Source organism: Paraburkholderia humisilvae, assembly GCF_902859855.1.
GTDB classification, from domain to species: Bacteria; Pseudomonadota; Gammaproteobacteria; order Burkholderiales; family Burkholderiaceae; genus Paraburkholderia; species Paraburkholderia humisilvae.
In genome coordinates, this window is record NZ_CADIKH010000010.1 from 200594 (window position 1) to 222006 (window position 21413).

General features: G+C 63.1%; 22 protein-coding genes. 8 read left to right on the plus strand and 14 right to left on the minus strand.

The window, feature by feature from the left end:
• Positions 1-19: 19 nt before the first annotated feature.
• The gene (locus tag HV796_RS13120; RefSeq protein ID WP_175226914.1) at positions 20-958 is read right to left on the minus strand and encodes a GlxA family transcriptional regulator; all 939 of its coding nucleotides are present in this window, start codon (positions 956-958) and stop codon (positions 20-22) included.
• Between the two features lie 131 nt (positions 959-1089).
• Between HV796_RS13120 and HV796_RS13125 the strand changes: the two genes are divergently transcribed.
• Both HV796_RS13125 and HV796_RS13130 read left to right on the plus strand, forming a co-directional pair.
• Complete coding sequence (locus tag HV796_RS13125) at positions 1090-1908, plus strand: SDR family NAD(P)-dependent oxidoreductase (RefSeq protein WP_175226915.1); 819 nt, start codon at positions 1090-1092, stop codon at positions 1906-1908.
• A gap of 606 nt (positions 1909-2514) precedes the next feature.
• On the plus strand, positions 2515-3483 hold the full coding sequence (locus tag HV796_RS13130) for a cytotoxic necrotizing factor Rho-activating domain-containing protein (protein ID WP_175226916.1): 969 nt from the start codon (positions 2515-2517) through the stop codon (positions 3481-3483).
• Between the two features lie 55 nt (positions 3484-3538).
• On the opposite strand, the gene HV796_RS13135 is transcribed toward HV796_RS13130, so the two are convergent.
• From HV796_RS13135 to HV796_RS13150, 4 genes are all read right to left on the minus strand, one after another.
• Positions 3539-4540: an Ldh family oxidoreductase gene (locus tag HV796_RS13135; protein WP_175226917.1), complete on the minus strand. Its 1002-nt coding sequence runs from the start codon at positions 4538-4540 to the stop codon at positions 3539-3541.
• Between the two features lie 64 nt (positions 4541-4604).
• Positions 4605-5942 (minus strand): C4-dicarboxylate transporter DctA, encoded by a 1338-nt coding sequence (gene dctA, locus HV796_RS13140; RefSeq protein ID WP_175226918.1) that lies wholly within the window; start codon positions 5940-5942, stop codon positions 4605-4607.
• 215 nt (positions 5943-6157) lie between these two features.
• Positions 6158-7333 carry a UxaA family hydrolase gene (locus HV796_RS13145; RefSeq protein ID WP_175226919.1) on the minus strand — a complete coding sequence of 392 codons (1176 nt, stop codon included), beginning with the start codon at positions 7331-7333 and terminating at the stop codon, positions 6158-6160.
• Between the two features lie 75 nt (positions 7334-7408).
• Entirely contained in the window at positions 7409-7741 is a 333-nt protein-coding gene (locus tag HV796_RS13150) for a UxaA family hydrolase (protein ID WP_175226920.1), read from the minus strand.
• A 200-nt stretch (positions 7742-7941) separates the two neighbouring features.
• Between HV796_RS13150 and HV796_RS13155 the strand changes: the two genes are divergently transcribed.
• From HV796_RS13155 to HV796_RS13180, 6 genes are all read left to right on the plus strand, one after another.
• Positions 7942-8700 (plus strand): GntR family transcriptional regulator, encoded by a 759-nt coding sequence (locus HV796_RS13155; protein ID WP_175226921.1) that lies wholly within the window; start codon positions 7942-7944, stop codon positions 8698-8700.
• 437 nt (positions 8701-9137) lie between these two features.
• Positions 9138-10148 carry an ABC transporter substrate-binding protein gene (locus tag HV796_RS13160; protein WP_175226922.1) on the plus strand — a complete coding sequence of 337 codons (1011 nt, stop codon included), beginning with the start codon at positions 9138-9140 and terminating at the stop codon, positions 10146-10148.
• Positions 10149-10159: 11 nt separating this feature from the next.
• Positions 10160-10966 (plus strand): ABC transporter ATP-binding protein, encoded by an 807-nt coding sequence (locus tag HV796_RS13165; RefSeq protein ID WP_175226952.1) that lies wholly within the window; start codon positions 10160-10162, stop codon positions 10964-10966.
• Between the two features lie 61 nt (positions 10967-11027).
• Positions 11028-11885, plus strand: a complete 858-nt coding sequence (locus HV796_RS13170) for an ABC transporter permease (RefSeq protein WP_246355848.1) — start codon at positions 11028-11030, stop codon at positions 11883-11885.
• A 49-nt stretch (positions 11886-11934) separates the two neighbouring features.
• Entirely contained in the window at positions 11935-12684 is a 750-nt protein-coding gene (locus tag HV796_RS13175; protein ID WP_175226924.1) for a sulfite exporter TauE/SafE family protein, read from the plus strand.
• 45 nt (positions 12685-12729) lie between these two features.
• The gene (locus HV796_RS13180; RefSeq protein WP_175226925.1) at positions 12730-13689 is read left to right on the plus strand and encodes a LysR substrate-binding domain-containing protein; all 960 of its coding nucleotides are present in this window, start codon (positions 12730-12732) and stop codon (positions 13687-13689) included.
• Here HV796_RS13180 and HV796_RS13185 read toward each other — a convergent pair.
• From HV796_RS13185 to HV796_RS13225, 9 genes are all read right to left on the minus strand, one after another.
• Positions 13578-15383, minus strand: a complete 1806-nt coding sequence (locus HV796_RS13185; protein ID WP_175226926.1) for an L-aspartate oxidase — start codon at positions 15381-15383, stop codon at positions 13578-13580. The genes HV796_RS13180 and HV796_RS13185 overlap by 112 nt on opposite strands.
• Before the next feature lie 52 nt (positions 15384-15435).
• Positions 15436-16047 carry a fumarate hydratase C-terminal domain-containing protein gene (locus HV796_RS13190; protein ID WP_175226927.1) on the minus strand — a complete coding sequence of 204 codons (612 nt, stop codon included), beginning with the start codon at positions 16045-16047 and terminating at the stop codon, positions 15436-15438.
• 29 nt (positions 16048-16076) lie between these two features.
• Complete coding sequence (locus HV796_RS13195) at positions 16077-16946, minus strand: fumarate hydratase (protein WP_175226928.1); 870 nt, start codon at positions 16944-16946, stop codon at positions 16077-16079.
• 61 nt (positions 16947-17007) lie between these two features.
• Positions 17008-17418, minus strand: a complete 411-nt coding sequence (gene sdhC / locus HV796_RS13200) for a succinate dehydrogenase, cytochrome b556 subunit (protein ID WP_377693856.1) — start codon at positions 17416-17418, stop codon at positions 17008-17010.
• Entirely contained in the window at positions 17415-17756 is a 342-nt protein-coding gene (locus HV796_RS13205; protein ID WP_175226929.1) for a succinate dehydrogenase/fumarate reductase transmembrane subunit, read from the minus strand. Before HV796_RS13205 ends, sdhC begins: the two co-directional genes overlap by 4 nt.
• Positions 17753-18487, minus strand: a complete 735-nt coding sequence (locus HV796_RS13210) for a succinate dehydrogenase/fumarate reductase iron-sulfur subunit (protein ID WP_175226930.1) — start codon at positions 18485-18487, stop codon at positions 17753-17755. The genes HV796_RS13205 and HV796_RS13210 overlap by 4 nt, the downstream gene beginning before the upstream one ends.
• A 144-nt stretch (positions 18488-18631) precedes the next feature.
• A complete protein-coding gene (locus HV796_RS13215) occupies positions 18632-19765 on the minus strand; it encodes an ATP-binding protein (RefSeq protein ID WP_175226931.1) in 1134 nt (377 codons plus the stop codon).
• 136 nt (positions 19766-19901) lie between these two features.
• On the minus strand, positions 19902-20852 hold the full coding sequence (locus HV796_RS13220; RefSeq protein WP_175226932.1) for a dimethyl sulfoxide reductase anchor subunit family protein: 951 nt from the start codon (positions 20850-20852) through the stop codon (positions 19902-19904).
• Between the two features lie 47 nt (positions 20853-20899).
• A partial coding sequence (locus HV796_RS13225; protein WP_175226933.1) for a 4Fe-4S dicluster domain-containing protein occupies positions 20900-21413 on the minus strand: 514 nt, incomplete at its 5' end.

Here is a 21413-nt window from a genome sequence, read left to right on the forward strand (position 1 = left end):
CGGGTCTTGCACACGCGCTTCACATCAAATTGCGCATCGTGCGCGCCATCGCCTGCGGCGGCTGTCCAAACGCCCGCAGGAACGCGCGCCTCATCCGTTCGCGATCGCCGAACCCGGTCTCGCGCGCGACCACGTCGACACCATGCCGGCCGGTTTCCAGCATCAGCCGCGCCGCTTCCACGCGCAGCCGCTCGACTGCTTTTGCCGGCGTCTGCCCGGTTTCCGCGCGAAACGTGCGCGTAAACTGCCGAGGGCTCAAATGCGCGGCGCCGGCCAGTTCCTCGACCGACAATTCCGCCTGCAAATGCTGCTTCGCATAGTTCAACGCGTTCTGGATGCGATCGGACTTCGGTTCCAGATCCAGCAGCGCGGAAAACTGCGACTGCCCACCCGCACGCCGGTGGTAAAGCACGAGTTGCCGCGCGACCACCCGTGCAGCCTCCACGCCGGCATCCTTTTCGACCAGTGCGAGCGCCAGGTCGACACATGCGCTCATGCCCGCTGACGTCCACACCGGCCCGTCGATGATGAAAATCCGGTCCTCCTCCATTTTCACGTCCGGATAGTCGCGCCGCATTTTCTCCGCGAAGTACCAGTGGGTCGTCGCGCGCCGCCCGGCGAGCAGCCCGGCCTCCGCCAGATTGAACGCGCCGGTACACGTCGAGCCGATGCGCCGCACCGTCGGCGCCGAGCGCTTCAGAAACTCGATGACCGCGGGCGGCGACAGCACTCCATCGTTATCGCCGACGACAATCAGCGTGTCGAACCGGCTGTCGTCGAATTTCTGCGTGGTGACGGCGAAGCCCGACGACCCCTGCACCGCGCCACCGTCCTCGGAGAGCAGCACGAGGTCATACAACGGCGAGTCCGCCACCCGGTTGGCGAACTCGAATACCGTCAGCACCGACAGATTCATCATCTGAAACCCCGGAAACAGCACGATTCCCAAACGCAGCATCACAATCCCCCACCGATGTCCTAAAAGGTTGCATATACGACATTGCCGACATGTGAGTATGCACCTAATCTTCGTGACATGCAGCAGCGCATCGCATTGAAACTAAACCCCTCATTTATCTGGAGCCTGGTATGTCGAACCCATCTTTCAAAGGTACTGCCGTCGTCACGGGTGCATCCACCGGCATCGGCGCGATCTACGCCGAACGTCTTGCCCGCCGCGGCTACGATCTGATCGTCGTCGCCCGCAACCGCGCGCGCCTCGAGCAACTGGCTGCGCACATCACGAACGAAACGGGCCGTTCGGTGGAAATCGTCGTCGCCGATCTGTCGAACGATGAAGATATCCGTCGCGTCGAGCACGTGTTGCGCACCGACGCGAGCATTACGTTGCTCGTCAATAACGCCGGCGTCGGCGCCGCGCTGCCGCTGCTGAACTCGGACGTCGACACGATGGAAGCGATGATCAAGCTGAACGTCGTCTCGTTGACCCGGCTCACGTATGCCATCGCGCCGGCGTTCGTGGCGCGCGGCGGCGGCAGCATCATCAATGTCGCGTCGATCGCTGCTGTCGCGCCGGAAATTTTGAATGGCGTCTATGGCGGCACGAAGTCGTTTGTCATTGCGCTTACGCAATCGCTGCGTCACGAGCTGGCCGACAAGGGTGTGCGCGCGCAGGCCGTGCTGCCGGGCGCCACGCGCACCGAGTTCTGGGGCATCGCGGGCAAGCCCCTCGAAAACCTGCCCGAGCAGATCGTGATGGACGCCGGCGACATGGTCGACGCCGCACTCGCGGGCTTTGATCAGGGCGAGACGATCACGATTCCGTCGCTGCCCGATGTCGAAGACTGGAACAGGTTCGAATCGGCTCGCCAGGCGCTGATGCCGAATCTTTCGCGCAGCAAGCCGGCCGCGCGTTTCCACGTGACGGAAGCGGCCGAGGCCGAGTAGCCCAGCGGTTAGTCCTGGTGCCGCGACGGTTAATCGGCCGTCGCGGCCTCGTTCGCAATCAGCGCGGTTTGCACGTGTAGGCAGGTATCACAAACGAAATACCGTACTCCGTAGAATCGGTTTGCCTTTACGCGTTTCACCGATTACCAGTCTGATACGGAGAACGACATGACCCATGTATCGTCAACCGCTTCGCAGCCTTGGCTTTTCGCGCAACCGGACGACACGCCATCGGACCATGCGGCAACGACACAACGACGCCATCGACGGAAAGCAAACACAAGGCCGCCACACGACTATTCGCAAACGTCCACCGTGCCTCGACGCGCGCAAGACAAAACGCCAGCGGGCGACACCGGCGTCACACGCGCGTACCTTGGCCCTGTCTCGCAGGGCGCGCCCAGGCACGACAGTCCACAGATTCCGGAAAAAGTCTGGCTGCTGCAAGCACAAAGGAAAAAGAAAGCCCATCCTCCCCGGACGAACCAGCACACGTCAACGCAGCGCCCGCGGATACCACCCGTACCGCCTGCCGTCACGCGACCGGTCAGCCCCGCACTCGTCCCCAAACTCGCAACAACGGTCCCCATCGATCCCCGGCTGCAAGTGAACCAGGGGACCACCTCGCTAAAGCGCCTGCAAGGCGAGGGACCCATCAATCTGGAGCCCGCCGGTGAACCCGCCGCTGATACCGCGCGCATCAAACAGTTCGGTGCACCGCTCACGTTCTATCGGAACGACAGGAGCGAATCGGGCACGCGTAATCCCTCGTTGATCGACAAGACGCGCTATCGGGCACGGCATGACGTCGTTGCGGTCGGCAAAGGCACGGACGCAACCTCTTACGTGCCCGAGGCGAAGGCGTACATGGGAAGAGCCTGGTCCACCACGCCGACAGAATTATCGGGAACGGACGTCGTCAAGCTGGGCGCCGGCAAGGACGGCACCGCAGCGATCATGCTGCCGTTCCGCGAAATACGGCCTGGCTCCACGATTATCGTGACCGGAGGGCCGATGCGAGGCAGTACGATGCTGTTCGCCGCCGATCATCACGGCTTCCATGCCTACCACGCGGGCTCGTCATCGGACCATCCACGCTGGAGCGTGTCTGAAGACGGCGCACGAAGTATCGCCAACGCGTACCGTACGATGCACCCCGGACATGACGCGTGGATCACCGCCCGCTCCGGCGCCGAGGAACTGGTCTCCATCGCCCGGCAATACCCGTTCGCTGCGCTGATCTACAACGGCGAGTACTCAACCGAGCCGGGCCGCAAACTGCCGGACGAGCGCATCCATGCACCGTTGCATGCGAGCGGAACCGATCCGCATGACCCGTGGCACATGATGACCTTCAGCTATTTCGAACCGGGCGACGTTCGCAGTGTGGGCACCGCGGAGGCCGTGATATCGAAAGATGCCCGCGGCAAGGTCACGGTCCAGGTGCTCGGCGAAAAAGGCAGGCTCGACCATATGCAAACGCTGGATCTGCATGGCGGCTCGGTCGGCTTCCGCTATAAAACGATCGAGGGCGCGACGACGTCGTACAGCGTCGAGCAAGCGAAGCAATCCTGACGATGGACATCCGCCGCACGCCCGCACACGTGGCTGAACCGGCTCATGCCGCTCGCTAGCTCGCGAGCGCCTTAAGTTGCGCATGCAACGAATCTGGAATATCGATGCCATCCCGATTTGCCGACTCGGCGAGACCTTGTCGACGCTGGCCGGGCAAACGCACATCCGGGTCCTGTAGCAGGCTTTCGATCAGCGCCTCGACGCGCGACAGGTACAGGTCGTTGCCGGCCAGCGCACCTGGATCAACCGCCCAGAACAGATGACCGATGCGTGAACGCTCGCCTTCCTCGGTCAGGAACGATCCGGCTTCATACCCGAAGTTCGCGCCGGCCAGCGCGGCAGCCAGCAATTCGACCATCAATGCAAGCATCGCGCCCTTCGCACCGCCGAACGGTAGCACCATGCCGTCGAGCGCCGCTATCGCGTCAGTGGTGGGCGTGCCGTCGCGCGTGGTTGCCCAGCCTTCGGGAATGGGCTTGCCTTCACGCGCGGCGATCATGATCTTGCCGCGCGCCGCCTGCGACAGCGACAGGTCGATCAGCAGCGGCTCGCCATGGCGACGCGGGAATACGGCCGCAATCGGGTTGGTGCCGAACAGCGGGTGGCGGCCGCCCCATGCCGGCATCGCGCCCGGCGAATTGCTGAACGCGAGACCGACGAGCCCCGCGGCGCCGAGTGCTTCAAGATGGTACGCGCCGACGCCGAAATGATGGCTGCGCGTGACGCTGGCGACCGCACTGCCGTGTTCGCGCGCGCGCACGATCAGGGTATCGATGGCAAGCGCGCAGGCGGGAAAGGCCATACCGTCCGCCGCGTCGACGAGCACCGCGGCGTTGCGCGACACGATCACAGCGGGCCGCGCGTGCGGATCGACTCGGCCGTTGCGCAATTGCGCGATATACATCGGCAGACGAGCGACGCCGTGCGACGACAAGCCGCGCTCGTCCGCATAGACCAGCGCCCGCGCGGTCGCGACCGCGGTCTCGTGCGGCGCGCCGGTCCGTTCGACCGCGCTCGTTGCGAGCGCAAGCAATGCATCGGGTGAAACACGCGTCATACCAGGATTCCTTTTCATGTTGCGGCCGGAGCGCGCCGAAACCGGCCGCAACGCTCCCACCCTGTCAGTTCGAATTTTCGCGCGCGAATGCCGGCGACGTTCCGTCTTCGAGGTCGCCTGTTTGCGTCTGCGGTTCGTCGCGTAGTACTTCCTGCGGCGGTGCCGCGAGAAATTCGCGCGCGGCGCGCGCGTCGAATGCGCCTTCCCAGCGCGCAACCACGATAGTCGCCACCGCATTGCCGATCATGTTCACAATCGCGCGGACTTCGTTGAGCACGCGATCGATCCCGAGAATCAGCGTAATGCCCGCAACCGGGATGATATTGTGCGTCGACAGTGTAGCGGTCAGCGCGACCAGCGCGGCGCCCGCGACGCCGGCGCCGCCCTTCGATGTGAGCATCAGCACCGCGAGCAGGCCAAGTTGCTGCCACAGCGTCAGATGCGTATTGGTCGCCTGCGCGATGAAGAGCGATGTCATCGTCAGGTAAATGGCCGCGCCGTCGAGGTTGAACGAGTAGCCGGTCGGCAACACAAGACCGACCACTGTCTTCGGGCAGCCGAGCCGTTCGAGTTTTTCCATCAGGCGAGGCAGCACCGATTCGGTGGTCGACGTACCGAGCACGATCAGCAGTTCCTCGCGCAGATACTTGAGTAGCGGCCACAGCCCGACGCCGGCCCAGCGGCAAATCGTACCGAGCACCAGCACGATGAAAAGAATGCTGGTCACGTAGAAGCATACGATTAGCAACCCGAGTTGCTGCAAGGTCGTGATGCCGTACTTGCCGACCGTGAACGCCATCGCACCGAATGCGCCAAGCGGCGCGAGCCGCATGATCATTTCGACGATGGTCATCAGCGCATCGCTGGTTTGCTCGATCACGCGCGTGAGAAAACGGCTGCGCCGCGACGTCAGCGAAAGCGCAATGCCAAATAGCACCGAAAACAGCAGCACCTGCAGCAGATCGCCGCGCGCGAATGCGCCGATCACCGAGTTCGGCACAATCTGCTCGAGGAAATTCGTCGACGCCTCGTTGTGCACTTCGGTCACGTAATGTCCGACCGCGTGCGGATCGAGTGTTCCCGGATCGATGTTCAGGCCCGCGCCCGGGTGCAGCACGTTGGCGACGACGAGCCCGATCACGAGTGCGACCGTTGTCACCACTTCGAAGTACACGATCGTCTTCAGGCCGACGCGGCCCACCGCCTTCAACGACTCCATCCGCGCGATGCCGATCGATACCGTACAGAAGATCACGAGCGTGATCAGCATCTTGATGAGGCGGATGAACGTATCGCCAAGCGGCTTCATTTGCACGCCGAGGTCCGGCATGAAGTAGCCGACCACAATACCGGCCGCAAGGCCGATCAGGACTTGCACATAGAGATGTCGTAGCACGCGCAAGATGGTGTCTCCTCCACTCGCTGCTGCTGGAAAAGGACAATGCCGCGCCGCGTGCCGGGCCTGCGGGCCCTTGTACGTTGTGAGGGGCTACGCGTTGCGCGCGCACTGCTGCGAAACTGCGTTTGTGTATGTCTGGATTGGGCTAGGAGAGGCGCTAAAACGAAGCGGTGAGACGGCCCGGTGCGGCGTATCGCGAACGCCGCACCGCGCGCTTATCAGGCGCTTTCGAACAGACGCGTCAGCACAAATTCGCGGTGGCCGAGCGTTTCGGCCGCCGTCCAGCGGCCGTTGATCGTCGCCATCATCGATTCGAGCAGCTTGTCGCCGGCCTGGTCGAGGTTCTGCTCGCGCTGCAGCAGGCCCGACACGTCGACGTCAATATGCTCGCTCATCGTGCGCACCGTGCGCGGGTTCGCGCAGATCTTGATGACGGGCACGATCGGGTTACCAATCACGTTGCCCTGGCCGGTCGGGAAGAAGTGCACCGCAAAGCCGGATGCCGCGCACAGCGTGACCATTTCCGCAGCCGCCGACGATGAGTCCATAAACCACAGTCCCGAATGCGTCGGTGCTTCCGCTTTATCGAGCACACCGTCGACCATGCATTTCTTGCCGATCTTCTGGATGTTGCCGAGCGCCTTTTCTTCGATCGTCGTCAGGCCGCCGGCAATATTGCCCTTGGTCGGCTGCGATTCGGACAGGTCGTCGGTTTTCCAGCGGTTAATCATGTCCTGATAGCGGTCGAACATGAACTGGAAGCGCTCGCGCACCTTGTCGTTCGCGCAGCGTGCGGCGACGATCTGCTCGCCGCCCGTCAGTTCCGACGTCTCGCCGAACACAAGCGTCGTGCCAAGGCCGTACAGCTTGTCGAATGCGTTGCCGACCGTCGGGTTCGCGCCGCAACCGGACGTCGTATCCGATTCGCCGCACTTGGTCGACACCCACAAGTCCGAGATCGGGCATTCGACACGATCGAGCGACGTCGCGTACTGCACCATTTCCTTCGCGGCCTTCGACGCACGCATGATCGTGTCGTGGTCGCCGTGCAGTTCAATGCCGAAGCCCATCACCGGCTTGCCCGACTTCGCAATGCCATCGACGACGCGCTTGGTCCAGCCTTCCTCGATGCCGATCACGACGACCGCCGCGACATTCGGGTTGCAGCCCGCGCCGATCAGCGTGCGGAAATGCAGATCGAGGTCGGCGCCGAATTGCAGGCGGCCGTACGGGTGCGGCAGCGCCATCGTGCCTTTGATGTTGTTTTCGACCGCTTGCGCAGCAGCATTCGACAGATCGTCGACCGGCAGGATGATCACATGGTTGCGCACGCCGACGCGGCCGTTATCGCGGCGATAGCCGCGGAAAGTGGTGTTCTTGTCAATCACGCTCATGGTGTGTCTCGATGTTTTGAATGGAGGAACGTAGTGGGTTGCACGCGGGGTTGCACGCGGGGTGACCCGCTGCCGTTACCAGCGCTTCGTCTTGATGTTGTGAACGTGCGCGTGTTCACCCGCCTTGATGGGTGCAACCACCTTGCCGATATCGACGCCATACTTGAACACCGTGTCGCCGACAGCCATGTCCTTCAGCGCAACCTTGTGACCGATCGGAATGTCCTGCTTCGCGGCCACCGTAACGACTTCGTCATCATCCATGATCCACGCGTTCAGTTGCGTGCCCGCCTTGATCCCCTCCACCACCGCGACGCCGACGGTGTCTTTCGCTTCGTGCAGCACGATGTGAATCGTCCTCTTTGACCCGCCGGATTGTTGCGGCGCGGCTGATGCGGCGTTGCTCATCGAAATGTCTCCAGGGTGGTTGATACGGTTCGGCCTGTTGTGTCGTCCGTGCAACCCATCTTAGGCGTCGGGATTGCATGTGTCAACCATATCATCTATATGTGTTCAATGAGCCGTATGAAGTAGAATCCCCGGCAGGATTCCTGACAACGAGGTTGCATGCCGGGCTGCTGCGAGAAAAGTGACAAGGGGCAAGAGCCATGAACACGCTGACGATCGGTACGCCCGCCATTGGCGGCACGCGTTACAAGGAAGTGAAGCATGCCATGCTCGCGGCGCTGGCCGCGCATGAGTGGAAAGGCGGCGAAACCATTCCTTCGGAAAAGCGCCTCGCCGAGCGCTTCGGGGTGTCGATCGGCACGTTGCGCAAAGCCATCGACGAACTCGTTGCGGACAATATCCTCGTGCGTCACCAGGGCCTGGGCACGTTCGTCGCGCAACATCAGCGCGACCGCCACTTCTTCCGTTTTTTCCGCGTCGTGCGCGCGGACGGCGACAAGACCTATCCGACGGTGAGCCTCGTATCGTTCAGAAAAGCGAAAGCCACCCGCGAACTGGCGCCGCTGCTGAATATCGAAACCGGCGCGCGCGTGTTCACGTTCATGAACCAGCTCGCACTGCACGGCCAGAAAGTGATGACCGAGAACATCACCGTGCCGGAATCACGTTTTCCGGGGCTGACCGAAGCCGCGCTGCGCGACCGGCCAAGCACGCTGTACAACTTCTATCAGGACGTCTTTCATATCAACGTGGTCGGCACCGACGAACGCGTGCGCGTAGCACTCGCGGACCAGGTCGAGAGTGCGCTGCTCGGCGTCACGCCCGGCGCGCCGATCCTCGAGATCCGGCGCATTGCGTATTCGTATCATCAGTTGCCGGTCGAGGTGCGCATCTCACACGTGAACACCGAACACTATGAGTATGTGGGAGCGTCAGCGTCACACGACGAGCCTTTATGACGCCGCGGCAAGAGCAATCCCGATCTGGTAATTTGCAATCGGTGAAGCGATCACCTACACTCGCTACTCATACAGATGATTTAAATCATAAAGCGGTCGTTAGGAAGTCGTATTGAGCAGTCGCTGGAACAGCGGTCTTGACAGTCGGGGACTGTCAGCCACGCACGAATAGAGTCAGCTGCAATCAAAACCGGCCGCACGGCGCCCTGCGCGGGCAGGCCGGAATTCAGGAGACCCTCACGATGCACACCCCGTCCTTCCGCCATCCGCACTGCCTTGCGGCCCGTTCCTCCGGGCCACGCACCGTTTCCTGTTACCCAGTTTCTCGCCGCGCCGCAACGAATCCTTAATATTGGCGACTCATACTGCGCCGCTCCGTTCCCGGAAACATTTCTAACGATCCGCCGTGCCGTTCCTCTCGCAAGGAGTGTCGAGCAATGAGCTTTCGCAAAATCGCCGTCGTCTGTTCCGCGCTGGCCACGCTGCTGGTCTGCACGGTCGCCCGCGCCGACATGTCAGAGATCAAGATCGCGCGTCAGTACGGCGTCAGCTATCTGCCGCTGATGATCATGCAGGACCAGAAGCTGCTTGAAAAACACGCCGCGCAGCTCGGCGTGCCGAATCTGAAGGTATCGTGGGTCGAGTTTGCCGGCGGCAATGTGATGAACGACGCGCTGCTGTCCAATTCGTTGCAGATCGCATCGGGCGGCGTCGCGCCGCTCGTGCTGCTTTGGTCGCGCACGCATGGCACGCCGCTCGAAGTGAAGGCGCTCGCCGCGATCAATTCGATGCCGCTGCTGCTGAACACGACCAACGCCGCGGTCAAAACCGTGAAGGACTTCTCCGGCAAGGACAAGATCGCACTGCCCGCCGCCAAGGTGTCGATTCAGGCGATCACGCTGCAAATGGCCGCCGAAAAGGCGTTCGGCGCCGGCAATCAGGGGCAGCTCGACAAGTACACCGTATCGCTCGCGCATCCGGATGCGCAGCAGGCGCTGCTGTCCGGCAGTAGCGAAGTAACCGCGCATTTTGGTTCGCCGCCATTTCAGGAGCAGGAACTCGCGCATCCGGGCGTGCATACGGTCGTGAATTCCTATGATGTGCTCGGCGGCAAATCGACGTTCAACCTTGTCTGGTGCACGTCGCAGTTCTATCAGCAGAACCCGAAGCTCGTGCAGGCTTTCATGGCCGCACTCGACGAAGCCGAGGCGTCGATCAACAAGGACAAGCGCGCGGCCGCGCTCGCTTATCTGCGCATCAGCAAGGACAAGAGTAGCGTCGACGAAATCGAGAAGATGATCTCGTCGCCTGACGTGCAGTTCACGACCACCCCGCAAAACACGGTGAAATACGCGGACTTCATGGCGCGTACCGGCCTCATCAAGGCGAAGCCGGCGTCGTGGAAAGACCTGTTCTTTCCGACCGCGCAATCGCAGCAAGGGAGCTGACCATGTATTCGATGCGTAATGCGAGCGGCGCCGCATCGTCCGGACACGCGTCGGACAATGCGCCGTTGCTCGACGTGAAGGGCGTCACACTGCAATACAAAACGCGCAAGCATCTGGTGATGGCGACCTATCGGGTCGACTTCCAGGTGTTCCAGGGCGAGCGTTTTGTGCTGCTCGGCCCGTCGGGTTGCGGCAAATCGACCTTGCTAAAAAGCGTCGGCGGTTATCTGCCGCCCACCGAAGGGTCGATTTCGCTGAAGGGCAAGACGATTACGAAGCCTGGCCCGGACCGGATGATGGTGTTTCAGGAATTCGACCAGTTGCTGCCGTGGAAAACCGTCAAGCAGAACGTGATGTTCCCGCTGCTGTCGTCGCGACGGCTTGGCGCGCGCGACGCGGAACAGCGTGCGATGCACTACATCGACAAGGTCAATCTGACGAAATTCGCCGACAGCTACCCGCATATGCTGTCGGGCGGCATGAAGCAGCGCGTGGCGATCGCGCGCGGCATGGCGATGGAGCCGGACATTCTGCTGATGGACGAACCGTTCGCGGCACTCGATGCGCTCACGCGCCGCAAGATGCAGGACGAACTGCTCGCACTGTGGCAGGAAACGCGCTTCACGGTGCTGTTCGTCACGCACTCGATTCCCGAGGCGATCAAGGTGGGCAGCCGCATTCTGCTGCTATCGCCGCATCCGGGCCAGGTAAAGGCCGAGCTCAACACGGCCGTGTCCGGTGAAGCCGCGGTGGCGCTCGAAAAGCGCATCCAGCACATGCTGTTCGAAGACGAGATCGAAGAGGCCGAGAATGTCTAACGGTACTGCTCAGGGCACCGCGTCTGCCTACCCCAATCGCGAATCGATGGCCGGCGTCGCGATGGCGCCGCGTGAGGAAATCATTCGCGAAACCAGCGATACGCATCAATTCAGCGTCGTCGAAAAGCCGTTGTCGACGTTCGAACGGCTCTATAACCAGGGGTGGATTCGCAAGCTGGTCATTCTGGCGTTTCTCGCCATCGTCTGGGAAGTGTACGGTCGCATCCTCAACAATGCGCTGCTGTTCCCCACCTTCAGCGCGACGGTCAATGCGTTCGTCACGAGCATCGCCAATGGCGAATTGCCCGGTAAAGCGTGGGCATCGATCCATGTGCTGCTGATGGGCTACGCGTGCGGCATCGTGCTCGCGGCCGTGCTGACCGCAGCGGCGATCACGTCGCGCATCGGCACCGACTTTCTCGAAACGATGACCTCGATGCTGAACCCATTGCCCGCCATCGCGCTGCTGCCGCTAGCGCTGATCTGGTTCGGCCTGGGCAACGGCAGCCTGATTTTCGTGCTCGTGCATTCGGTCACGTGGTCGGTCGCGTTGAACACGCATTCGGGCTTTCTGTCGGTCAGCAACACGCTGAAGATGGTCGGGCGCAACTATGGCCTGCGCGGCGGCCGCTACGTCACGAAGATTCTCGTACCTGCCGCATTCCCTAGCATTCTCACGGGTCTGAAGATCGGCTGGGCGTTCGCGTGGCGCACGCTGATCGCGGCAGAGCTCGTGTTCGGCGTGAGCTCGGGCTCGGGGGGACTCGGCTGGTTCATCTACGAGAACAAGAACCTGCTCGACATTGCGAACGTGTTCGCCGGATTGTTTACCGTGATTCTGATCGGCCTTGCGGTCGAGAACCTGATCTTCCGCACGCTCGAACGGCATACGGTGCAGCGCTGGGGCATGCAGTCGTGAGCGGCGTCCCGTTGCTCGCCACCCGCTACGCTGCAGCGGAGCGCAGCCGTTGAGCACGCAACTTGCGCTGCTGGTGATAGGCGGCAGCGCGATCGCGGGCTTCGTATCGGGTCTCGCGGGATTCGCGTTTGGCCTCGTTGCGATGGTGTTCTGGGCATGGACACTGCCGCCGCAGGCAATCGGGCCGATGCTCGTGGTCGGCTCGCTGGCGGGCCAGGTGCTGACGGTGGGCACGGTGCGCAGTCAGATTCACCCGAAGCTGATCGGGCCGTTTATTGCGGGCGGGTTTATCGGCGTGCCGATCGGCGCCGCGCTGCTGCCGATCATCGATCCCACCGCGTTCCGGATCGGCGTCGGACTATTGCTGATTGTCTATTGCGGCCTGATGCTGGCGGCGAAGAACCTGCCGACCATTACCGCGGGCGGCGCGTGGGCCGATGGCGGCGTCGGCGTGATCGGCGGCGTGCTGGGCGGAATCGCGGGCCTTGTCGGCCCGGCGCCGACCGTCTGGTGCATGCTGCGCGGTCATCAGAAGGATGTGCAGCGTGCGATCTGCCAGAGCTTCTTTATCGCGATGCAGTCACTGACGCTCGTCACCTATGCGCTCACTGGCCTGATCGATCGGCAGACCCTCACATTGTTCGCGTGGATGGTGCCGTCGACGCTGATCTTCGCCTGGCTCGGCTCGCGCCTATACGTACGCATCTCGGACACCGCGTTCAAGCGCGTGCTGCTCGCGCTGCTGTTCGCATCGGGTGCCGTGCTGCTCGGTACGTCGGTTGTCCACGCATTGCGGTAGCGTCTGTTTGCGCGCATCGGCGGTCAATCCGCAGGGAACCGGGCTATGAGTGCAATTCGGTATTTCGTCACGTTTCTATCCGTCGCGCGGCATGGCTCGTTCGCCGCGGCCGCCGACGAGGTCTGCCTCACACAGGCCGCGGTGAGCCAGCAGATGCGCTCGCTCGAGCGCGATCTCGACATCGTGCTGTTCGAACGCACGCCGCGCTCGGTGTCCCTGAGCGAGCAAGGACGCACGATCCTGCCGCTCGCCGAAACGCTGGTCGCGAACTATCGCAAGATTCTCGCGGTCGGCGAGCGCGATGAAGTGGCCGGCGTGGTGCGCGTCGGCGCGCTTGTATCGTCGTTGATGGGCGCATTCGCGGACGCGATGCTGAACCTGAAGCGCCGCTATCCACGGCTCGAGCTCAAGCTGTTCACCGGGCTGTCGAGCGATTTCGCGACGCGCGTCGACAGCGGCGAACTCGACGCGGCCATCGTCACGCAATCGCCGACCGGATTCCCGGCCACGCTCAAATGGACCGCGCTCTACAGCGAGCCGATGGTGCTGATTTCATCGACCGACGACCCGCGCACCGACGTCGACGCGCTATTGCAGGAGCCGTATATCCGTTTCGACCGGCAGACGTGGACCGGCATTCTGATCGAAGAAGCGCTACAGGGCCTCGGCGCATCGGTGCGCGACATCATGGAGTTGAACTCGCTCGAAGCGATCTGCGAGATGGTAAAGCGCGGCTTCGGCGTATCGATCGTGCCGCGCCTCGCGAACGCAAACTGGAACCTCGAGTCGGGCCTGCGCGTCACCGCGTTGCCCGAGCGCATCGCGCCGCGCCGCGTCGGCTTGCTCGAGCGCCGCGAGCACGGGCGGGAAGCGTTCACCGATGCGGTGAAGCGTCATTTCACCGACGGTGCCGATGAACCCGCCGCGAGTGGTTCGCGCGGCGCCGACGCCGATGCGGGTGCGGGTGTCGATGCGGGTGCCGATGCATCGTCGAGCAGCGACTGACCGGGCCGCACACGCGTGAATTGCACGCGGCGGCGGCTCGTTTCCAGCTCGCCATCGCGCAATCGCAGGCACATATAGTCGGATGTTTCCAGATCGCCCGCGTCGGGGAAGTCTTCGCGGAAATGCGCACCGCGCGAGTTCTCGCGCAGCAATGCCGATTCGGTGATCGCGCGGCTCACGAGCGTGAGGTTCTGCAGGTTCAGCCAGTCGTGCCACGACAGGTTAAAACGCAAGTCGCGGCCATCGACGCCCGTGCGCGCAAGCCGTGCTTCGATATCCAGCAATGTATCGCGTGCGCGCGTAAGCCCTTGCGCATCGCGCAGAATGCCGACGTCGTTCCACATCAGATCGTAAAGCGTCTCGCGGATCGCTTCGAGGTCGGAATCGGGCTTGCGCGTCAGCGGCGCGCGACAGCGCTCGATCGCGCGCCCGATCTGCTTGCGATCCGCTTCTTCGTCACGTCCATAGCGCGGCACCCATTGCGCGAGCGTCTCGCCGGCAATGCCGCCGAATACGGTCGAATTCGCGACGCCATTGCCGCCCAGCCGATTCGCGCCGTGCACGCCGCCCGCATCTTCACCGGCGACGAACAGGCCTGGCAGCGTCGTCGAGCAATCGGCCTCGAACATCACGCCGCCCATCATGTAGTGCGCGGTCGGCACGACTTCGACCTGGCCGCCCGCCAGATCGAAGCCGCAATCCGCACAGCGCTCGACCATGCCCTTGAAGCGCTGCCGCACGGAATCGGGTCCGAGGTGGTCCATCCGCAGATAGACGCCGCCGTTCGGCGTCGCGTTGCCCGCGCGCAGCTCGCGGAAAATGCTGCGCGACACGATATCCCGCGTCGCGCGCTCGCCGCGCGGATCGTATCGATGCATGAAGCGTTCGCCGTCGCCGGTGAGCAGGTATCCTCCCGCGCCGCGCAAGCCTTCTTCGAGCACCGTGCCCGTCATCCGCGTGTGGGTGCCGGCCAGCAACCCGGTCGGATGGAATTGCACCATTTCCATATCGCGCAGCGTGAGCCCGGCGCGCAGCGCCATCGCCATCCCGTCGCAGCTCTTGTCGCCGCTTGGCGTGTGGTACTTGTACATGGTCGGGCCGCCGCCGGTGGCAAGCAGCACCGCCTTCGCGCGCACGAACGCAAACTCGCCGCTGCGCATATCGATCATCAGCACGCCGGCCAGCGCGCCGCCCGATTGGGTTTCGATAAACTCGACCGCGCGATGCTCTTCGAGCCGCGCGATACCGCGCGCCCACACCTGTTCGGCGAGCCGGTTGATGATCTCGATGCCGGTCTGGTCACCCTTGTGCACCGTGCGGTCGAAGGTCTGTCCGGCGAACGCCTTCTGCTTCAGCGTACCGTCCGGGTGACGGTCGAAGAAGCAGCCGAGCTCGTTCTCCAGTTCGTGAACGCGCTCGACTGCGCGCGTGACGAGTGTCCACGCGAGGTCCTGATTCGATAGCCACTTGCCGCCTTCAATCGTATCCATGAAGTGGCGTTCGATCGAATCGCCCTGCGCGAGCGCGACGTTATAGCCGCCCTGAACCATCCGCGTGCAACCGCATTTGCCGAGCAAGCCTTTTACCGCGATCGTGATGCGCAACTGCGGCGCCGCTGCATGCGCATGCAGCGCTGCGAACAGGCCTGCGCCGCCGCTGCCGAGAATCAGGATGTCGGTTTCGTACTGCTTCATCTGCGTGGGCTCCCGGGTCGATCAGCTCGATTGGCTTGATGCGTTTGAATGGTTACGGACGCACGCCTAGCGACGCGAGCACCTTGTCGCGCTTTGCCTGGGTATTCTGCTGTACCGTCGTGTAGACGCTGCCGCCGTAGCTGTCCATCGCGACCAGCAGCGGCCCGAACTCGCCGATCCTGAAGCGCCACAACGACTCAGGGTTCAGATCGTCGAGATCGACGTCTTCGATCTGTTCGATCCAGGTCGTCTCCAGCGCCGCGGTGCCGCCGACAATCGCCAGATACACGCCGCCATGCTTTGCAAATGCATCGCTCGAAGCCTGCGCGAGTCCGCCCTTGCCGATCACAATGCGCACACCGTATTGCGCCATCAACGGTTCGGTAAAGCGCTCCATGCGCATCGAGGTGGTCGTGCCGACACAGATCGGCTCATAGCCTGCCGGGTTCGTGTCCGATACCGGCACACGGCGCACATTCGGCGCGGTATGAATGACCGCGTGCCCGTTCAGATCGAAGCGCGTCTTGCGGCCACGGTCGAACATATGGATCTGCGTCGCGTCGCGAATGCCGAACAGGGTGCCGGTCAGCGTCACCATGTCGCCGATCTTCAATGTGCGAATCTGCGCTTCGGTCACCGGCGTCTGCAGTAGGTGGTGCGTCATCTATCAGGTCTCCTCGCACTCGGCATCGGTCAATAGCCGTATTCGACTGCGCCGCGCGTCAACGTCGCGCGTGCACGCCGCGCCGAATGGCATTGCATGTTCACCGCGACCGGATTCATCGTGATGTGCGTCGCGGCCAGCTCGACGTGCACCGCGAATGCGGTCGCGTCGCCGCCCAGCCCTTGCGGCCCGACGCCGAGTTGATTCACCGCGGCCGACAGTTCTTCTTCGAGCGCCGCCGCGTGCGGGTCGCTGTTGCGCGTGCCGAGCGCGCGCGTCGCGGCACGCTTGGCGAGCCAGACGCACAGGTCCGATGTGCCGCCGACGCCGACCCCGACGATGGTCGGCGGGCAGGTCTTGCCGCCGGCGTCGACCACACAGTCGATCACGAAACGTTTGATCGCGTCGATTCCGTCGGCCGGTGTCGCCATCTTCAGGAACGAGTTGTTCTCGGAGCCACTGCCCTTTGGAATCATCTCGATCACGAGCGTATCGGCGGTCGAATCGAAGTCGATATGGATCGCCGGCATCAGCGGGCCGCACGACGTCTGCTCGTTTTGCCTTGTCAACGGATGCACGACCGACGAGCGCAGCGGATGCTCGCGCGTCGCGCGCTCGCAGCCGCGGCGAATCGCCTCTTTCAGCGCGACGCCATCGAGCGCGAGACCCGCACCAATCATCACGTTGTAGATCGGCAGGCCGGTGTCCTGGCACAGCAGGTTGTCCGCGCTTTCGGCGACGCCAATATTCGTGCGCATGATGCCGAGCACACGGCGCGCGGTATCGTCGGTTTCCGCGCGTTCGAGGCGCGCAATGCCATCCTTGATGTCCGGCGGCAGTTGCTTTAACGCGCGAATGTAGAGCTGCTTCGCGACTTCTTCGACTTGCTGCATATCCATCGGGTGGTCTCCATCGCGCCCTTCAGTTTGCGTCCAGGTTGGCGCGTTTGATGGGTTCGGCTTACAACGTCAATGACAACGCGAATGCAAGGCCTATGACGAGCGCACCGCCGGCGGTTGCCGCGATCAGGTCCTTGCGCAGGCCGCTCCATGGCCGGTATTCGATCAACAGAATCCGCACGCCGCCGATCAGATGAGCGGCAAGCAGCGTGACGAGTCCCCATTCGGCAAACACGAACGCCGGCTGGCGCGTCACGGCGAGAAACGAATCGAACGCCGCGGCGCCATGCAATGCGGTGCCTAGCGCCCAGAAATGCATCGGCAGGAAAATGGCCAGCGCGAGTCCGGACAACCGGTGCACGAGAAATGCCCACCACGCGGGGTGATTGCGCGCACGCACGTCGGCGCGCCGTCCCGGCGTCTTGCGTTGGCTTGCGGCTGCGCCACAGCGCCATGCATCGATGTCACTCACAGCGGACCTCCGATCAGCGCGTAGACCGCGCGCAAGCCTGCCACCGCAAGCATCAGGCCGATCAGCGCGCTGACCGCGAACACACTGGCACCGCGCCAGCCGAGCCACTCCTCGGCGATGCGCCGCAAGCCGACCGGCACATGCGCGGCAGCCGCCAGCACAAACACCGCATAAAACAGGCCCCATACCCCATTGCCGTGCAGCCGCGCGAGAATCGCTCCCGCGGAAAGGCCGCCATGCACAACGACGATCATCGTCATCAGATGAACGGTCACGCATAGTGCGAGCACCATCGCCGAGATGCGCTGCACACGCCAGCCGCTGAGCGCTGCTTTCATTCGTCTGCTCCTTGTGGCGCCTTGCCGTTCAGGCGCTTCAGACCCGCAATGCTGGCGGTCGGCGCAAGCGATTTCGGGCACCGTTCGGTACACGAGCCGAGCGTATGGCACGAGTGACAGCCCGCATCGTTCGACACAGCGGCCACACGTGCCTGCTGCTGCGTATCGCGTACGTCGTTGACGAGCGTCCACGCGCGATTGAGCGCGGCTGGCCCGAGATAGTCAGGATTCCATGCGATGACATCGCAGCTCGCGTAGCAGACGCCGCAGCCGATGCATTCGATGCCCGCATCGGCGGCCTTGCGGGCGGCGGAGGCTGGGTCCACCCGCGCAACCGGCTCGGCGCGAGTGCGCTGGCCGGCGAAATAGCCTTTCGCGTCGCGCCATTTGTCGAAGAAACCGGTCATATCGACCGCGAGATCCTTGACCACCGGCAAATGATTGAGTGGCGCGATTTCGAGCACGTCGTCCGCGTGCCGCAGCACTTTCGTCACATGGGTGCGGCAGGTCCAGCGCGCGCGGCCGTTGACGGTCATCGCACATGAACCGCACATGCCGACACGGCACGCGAAGCGGTACGACAGCGTCGCGTCGAGATGTCGCTGAATATGAATGACGACGTCGAGAACCGTCTGGCTCTCCATGCGGGGCACGTCAAAGCGCTGAAACTCGCCTTCGTCCGCACCGCGCCAGACGTTCACCTTGAGTTGTGTGGGGGTTGCGCTTTGCATCCTGACCGTTCTGGTTCGCGTGATAGCGGAGCCAGTCTAAGATGCGTGCGCGATGACTGAAAGCCAAAGATTTTTGCGGCAAGCAAAAGGAATTCTTTTGCTCGAAGCGCGACCTGCAACCCGATGCAACGTAAAGCCGTTCAGTCACGGGGTCTCGGCCATATTGCGTACCCAGATGCCGAAATTTTCGTTTTCGAACTCGTATACGTCTCGTGGCGACTTGAGGACGATATTTTTGCCGGCGAGCCGGGATAACGCGCGCTGGACCTGTGTGGCGCCTAACGCCGCAACCCCCAATTGTTCCTTGAAGGCCGCCAGCTTGTCCCGCGAGAACGGCCTAAAGGCCGGATTCCCCGCAATTTCCCGCACCAGCAGGCGTTCCAGCGCACTCAAGGAATCCCACGTCGTTTCGTGGCCTTCCGCTCCGGCCAGCTTGTCGAGTTGGAACGCCACGGCGTCTTCAAAGGACATTCGCGGCTGCATCATCAGCGTGATCGCCACTTCAAGTAGCGGTTCCGGGCGGCGGTGAAACTGCGCAAAGGCGGCCTTGGCCTTCGGCACGCTCAGTTTGCGTGAGGTCGCCGCCGCAAACCGGGTTGCGACAAATTTCACGAATGCATCGTCCAGTAGCGGGAAGTCCTGCAGCGGGTTGGCTGCGGAATAGAGCGGAGCGCGCGTGTCTGTAAACACGTGCCCAAGCTGGGTCCGCGAGGACCCGGTGAATACGACGCGAAGCCGGTCCTTGTAGCGGGTCAGCGCGGTGCGCAGCGCGCGCGCCACGTCTTCGCCCTCTTCGCTCCGGCCCAAAGACTGAGCTTCGTCAACCAGCAGCAGCACGGGCCTGCGCCGGGCCAGACCACCCAGCAATTCGTCGAGCTGGAGTGCGGTGTTGGCCGCGGCCAGCTTCTTGTCGTCATTGAGCTCGATTGCGCCTTCGATCGACGTGCCGGCAATTTCCGCCTTGCCCTTTAACGATTTGAGCGAGGGCAACAACCGGGCCTTGAGCTTCCTTGCCAGCGTGTCGGGCTCGTGCGGCGATTGAAGCGCGTGAACGAGCGCGGCGCCCGGCGTCTGGCGCGTTTGCCAGAGGTCCGCGTAGACGACCACATAGCCCATCTGCTGGGCCGCCGGCGTCAGATCCTCCCGCAGAAACACCGTTTTCCCGGTGCGGCGCGGCGCGAAGATTGTCAGCGACGTCAGGATGCCCGAGTTCAGCGCGGTCAAATAGGCTTGCGCCAGTTCGGGGCGAGGAAAGTGCCACAGTTCGGTCAGTTTCACGGATTACACGAAATTATCATCGATATGTGTAATTATACAAAGACCCGATAATTTCGTGTAACGATGAACGCCTGCCGACGAAGTCGTGCCGAAGCTGGCCCGTCGCCTCCACGTCCCCGCGCGGTTCCGCGGTTCGTTACGCAACCTGCCGGTAGTAGAGGTTTTGCGGGTGGCGCGCTTCAGCAAAGAAGAACCACCGTTCGGCAACCAGCCCCGCGTACTGGATCGCGCACGCCGCGCACAACAGCATGGCCGAAAGCGCAACCGACCCGACGCTTCCGCCCAACGCGATCAGCACGAACGGCACCGGGAACGCGGCGATCAGAAATGTCCATTTGATTCGCTGCAGCGTTTGCGGCGTCTTGCCGTGGAAGAATTCGCGCAGATTGAACGCACCGGCCGTAAAGCCGCGCGATTTCTGGACCACCTTCGCCGCATGGATGCCGGTCGCGCTTTGCACCGTCGATTTCGGCCGTAGGCGCGCATTGCGTCTGAGCGACGCGACACGCGTCAGACAACCCGCGAGCGTCAATCCGCACGCGCACACGGCCAGCGCCGGCACGAGAGCCGGCGCAGACCACGCGGCGCTCGCGCTCGCCAGCGTGAAGCCCGACGCGCAGCCGAGCAGCACGAAGTTCACCATCGTCAGCGGCGTCGCCCATTCCTGCAAAAAGCGCAGACAGGCGTAGATCATCGACGTGCACACGAACAGCACGCCGCTTGCGAGCACTCCGAGCGCGCCGAGCGCGAGCGAATACGGCATACCCAGCGCATGCGCAACGCCATACGCGAACACACAGGCCAGAAACAGCGGCAACGCGAGACATTCGCGCGACAACCACGATGTGCGCCACATCGCGATCGCACGCCATGCGCGCTCCGGATGCCCGAGGTGGAAAAACGACGCGAACAGGCCAAGCACGCCGAGCACGACCGACAGCGCCGCGCCCGCGACGAAAAACGCCTGCGGCGGCAGCGCGATCACGCCAAATTGCGCGCCGAGTTCGACACCGAAGAGCGCGATCATCAGCCCTTGGCCCGCGCCGCTCAACGTGGTGAGAAATACAACCGAAAAAGCCGGATTCATCGTACAGGTCCCCAATCCTTTTCTGAGCGCGTCGCAATACGCGCCCGTTAAACGCGCGTCGCCATCGACGCAAGGTCCACCACGCCATGTTCGAGCGGCGCCGCCGGCGCCACGTCGGCCGCCCCTTCGGCATCCGAACCGCACGAGCACGACCCGCTGCCGCATGCGGTCGTCTTCTGGCGCGGCAGATAGTGGTTTGCCGGACGCGTGCCCCACTCCGGCATCAGTTGATACCCGCCGCGCTCGCGTATCGCCTTCGACACCACCGAGTCGGGATCGTGAATATCGCCGAAGAGCCGGGCCGAGGTCGGACACGCGAGCACGCAGGCCGGCTTGCGATCGCGTTCGGACAGGTTGTCGTCATGAATGCGGTCCGCGCACAGCGTGCACTTGGTCATTTCCTTGCGTTCTTCATCGAGCTCGCGCGCACCGTACGGGCACGCCCATGCGCAGTACTTGCAGCCGATGCAGCGGTCGAAATCGACCAGCACGAGGCCGTCTTCCTTGCGCTTGTAGCTCGCGCCGGTCGGACACACCGGCACGCACGGCGGGTCCTCGCAA

What these genes read in the sequence shown, in the direction of transcription:
- HV796_RS13165 (WP_175226952.1), top strand. Translation starts at nt 10,160, where the DNA reads ATGCGTAATGCGAGCGGCGCCGCATCGTCCGGACACGCGTCGGACAAT.
- HV796_RS13150 (WP_175226920.1), bottom strand. Translation starts at nt 7,741, where the DNA reads ATGAGCAACGCCGCATCAGCCGCGCCGCAACAATCCGGCGGGTCAAAG.
- HV796_RS13155 (WP_175226921.1), top strand. Translation starts at nt 7,942, where the DNA reads ATGAACACGCTGACGATCGGTACGCCCGCCATTGGCGGCACGCGTTAC.
- HV796_RS13145 (WP_175226919.1), bottom strand. Translation starts at nt 7,333, where the DNA reads ATGAGCGTGATTGACAAGAACACCACTTTCCGCGGCTATCGCCGCGAT.
- HV796_RS13135 (WP_175226917.1), bottom strand. Translation starts at nt 4,540, where the DNA reads ATGACGCGTGTTTCACCCGATGCATTGCTTGCGCTCGCAACGAGCGCG.
- HV796_RS13210 (WP_175226930.1), bottom strand. Translation starts at nt 18,487, where the DNA reads ATGCAAAGCGCAACCCCCACACAACTCAAGGTGAACGTCTGGCGCGGT.
- HV796_RS13190 (WP_175226927.1), bottom strand. Translation starts at nt 16,047, where the DNA reads ATGACGCACCACCTACTGCAGACGCCGGTGACCGAAGCGCAGATTCGC.
- HV796_RS13220 (WP_175226932.1), bottom strand. Translation starts at nt 20,852, where the DNA reads ATGAATCCGGCTTTTTCGGTTGTATTTCTCACCACGTTGAGCGGCGCG.
- HV796_RS13185 (WP_175226926.1), bottom strand. Translation starts at nt 15,383, where the DNA reads ATGAAGCAGTACGAAACCGACATCCTGATTCTCGGCAGCGGCGGCGCA.
- HV796_RS13195 (WP_175226928.1), bottom strand. Translation starts at nt 16,946, where the DNA reads ATGGATATGCAGCAAGTCGAAGAAGTCGCGAAGCAGCTCTACATTCGC.
- HV796_RS13160 (WP_175226922.1), top strand. Translation starts at nt 9,138, where the DNA reads ATGAGCTTTCGCAAAATCGCCGTCGTCTGTTCCGCGCTGGCCACGCTG.
- HV796_RS13205 (WP_175226929.1), bottom strand. Translation starts at nt 17,756, where the DNA reads ATGAAAGCAGCGCTCAGCGGCTGGCGTGTGCAGCGCATCTCGGCGATG.
- HV796_RS13170 (WP_246355848.1), top strand. Translation starts at nt 11,028, where the DNA reads ATGGCGCCGCGTGAGGAAATCATTCGCGAAACCAGCGATACGCATCAA.
- HV796_RS13180 (WP_175226925.1), top strand. Translation starts at nt 12,730, where the DNA reads ATGAGTGCAATTCGGTATTTCGTCACGTTTCTATCCGTCGCGCGGCAT.
- HV796_RS13125 (WP_175226915.1), top strand. Translation starts at nt 1,090, where the DNA reads ATGTCGAACCCATCTTTCAAAGGTACTGCCGTCGTCACGGGTGCATCC.
- HV796_RS13120 (WP_175226914.1), bottom strand. Translation starts at nt 958, where the DNA reads ATGCTGCGTTTGGGAATCGTGCTGTTTCCGGGGTTTCAGATGATGAAT.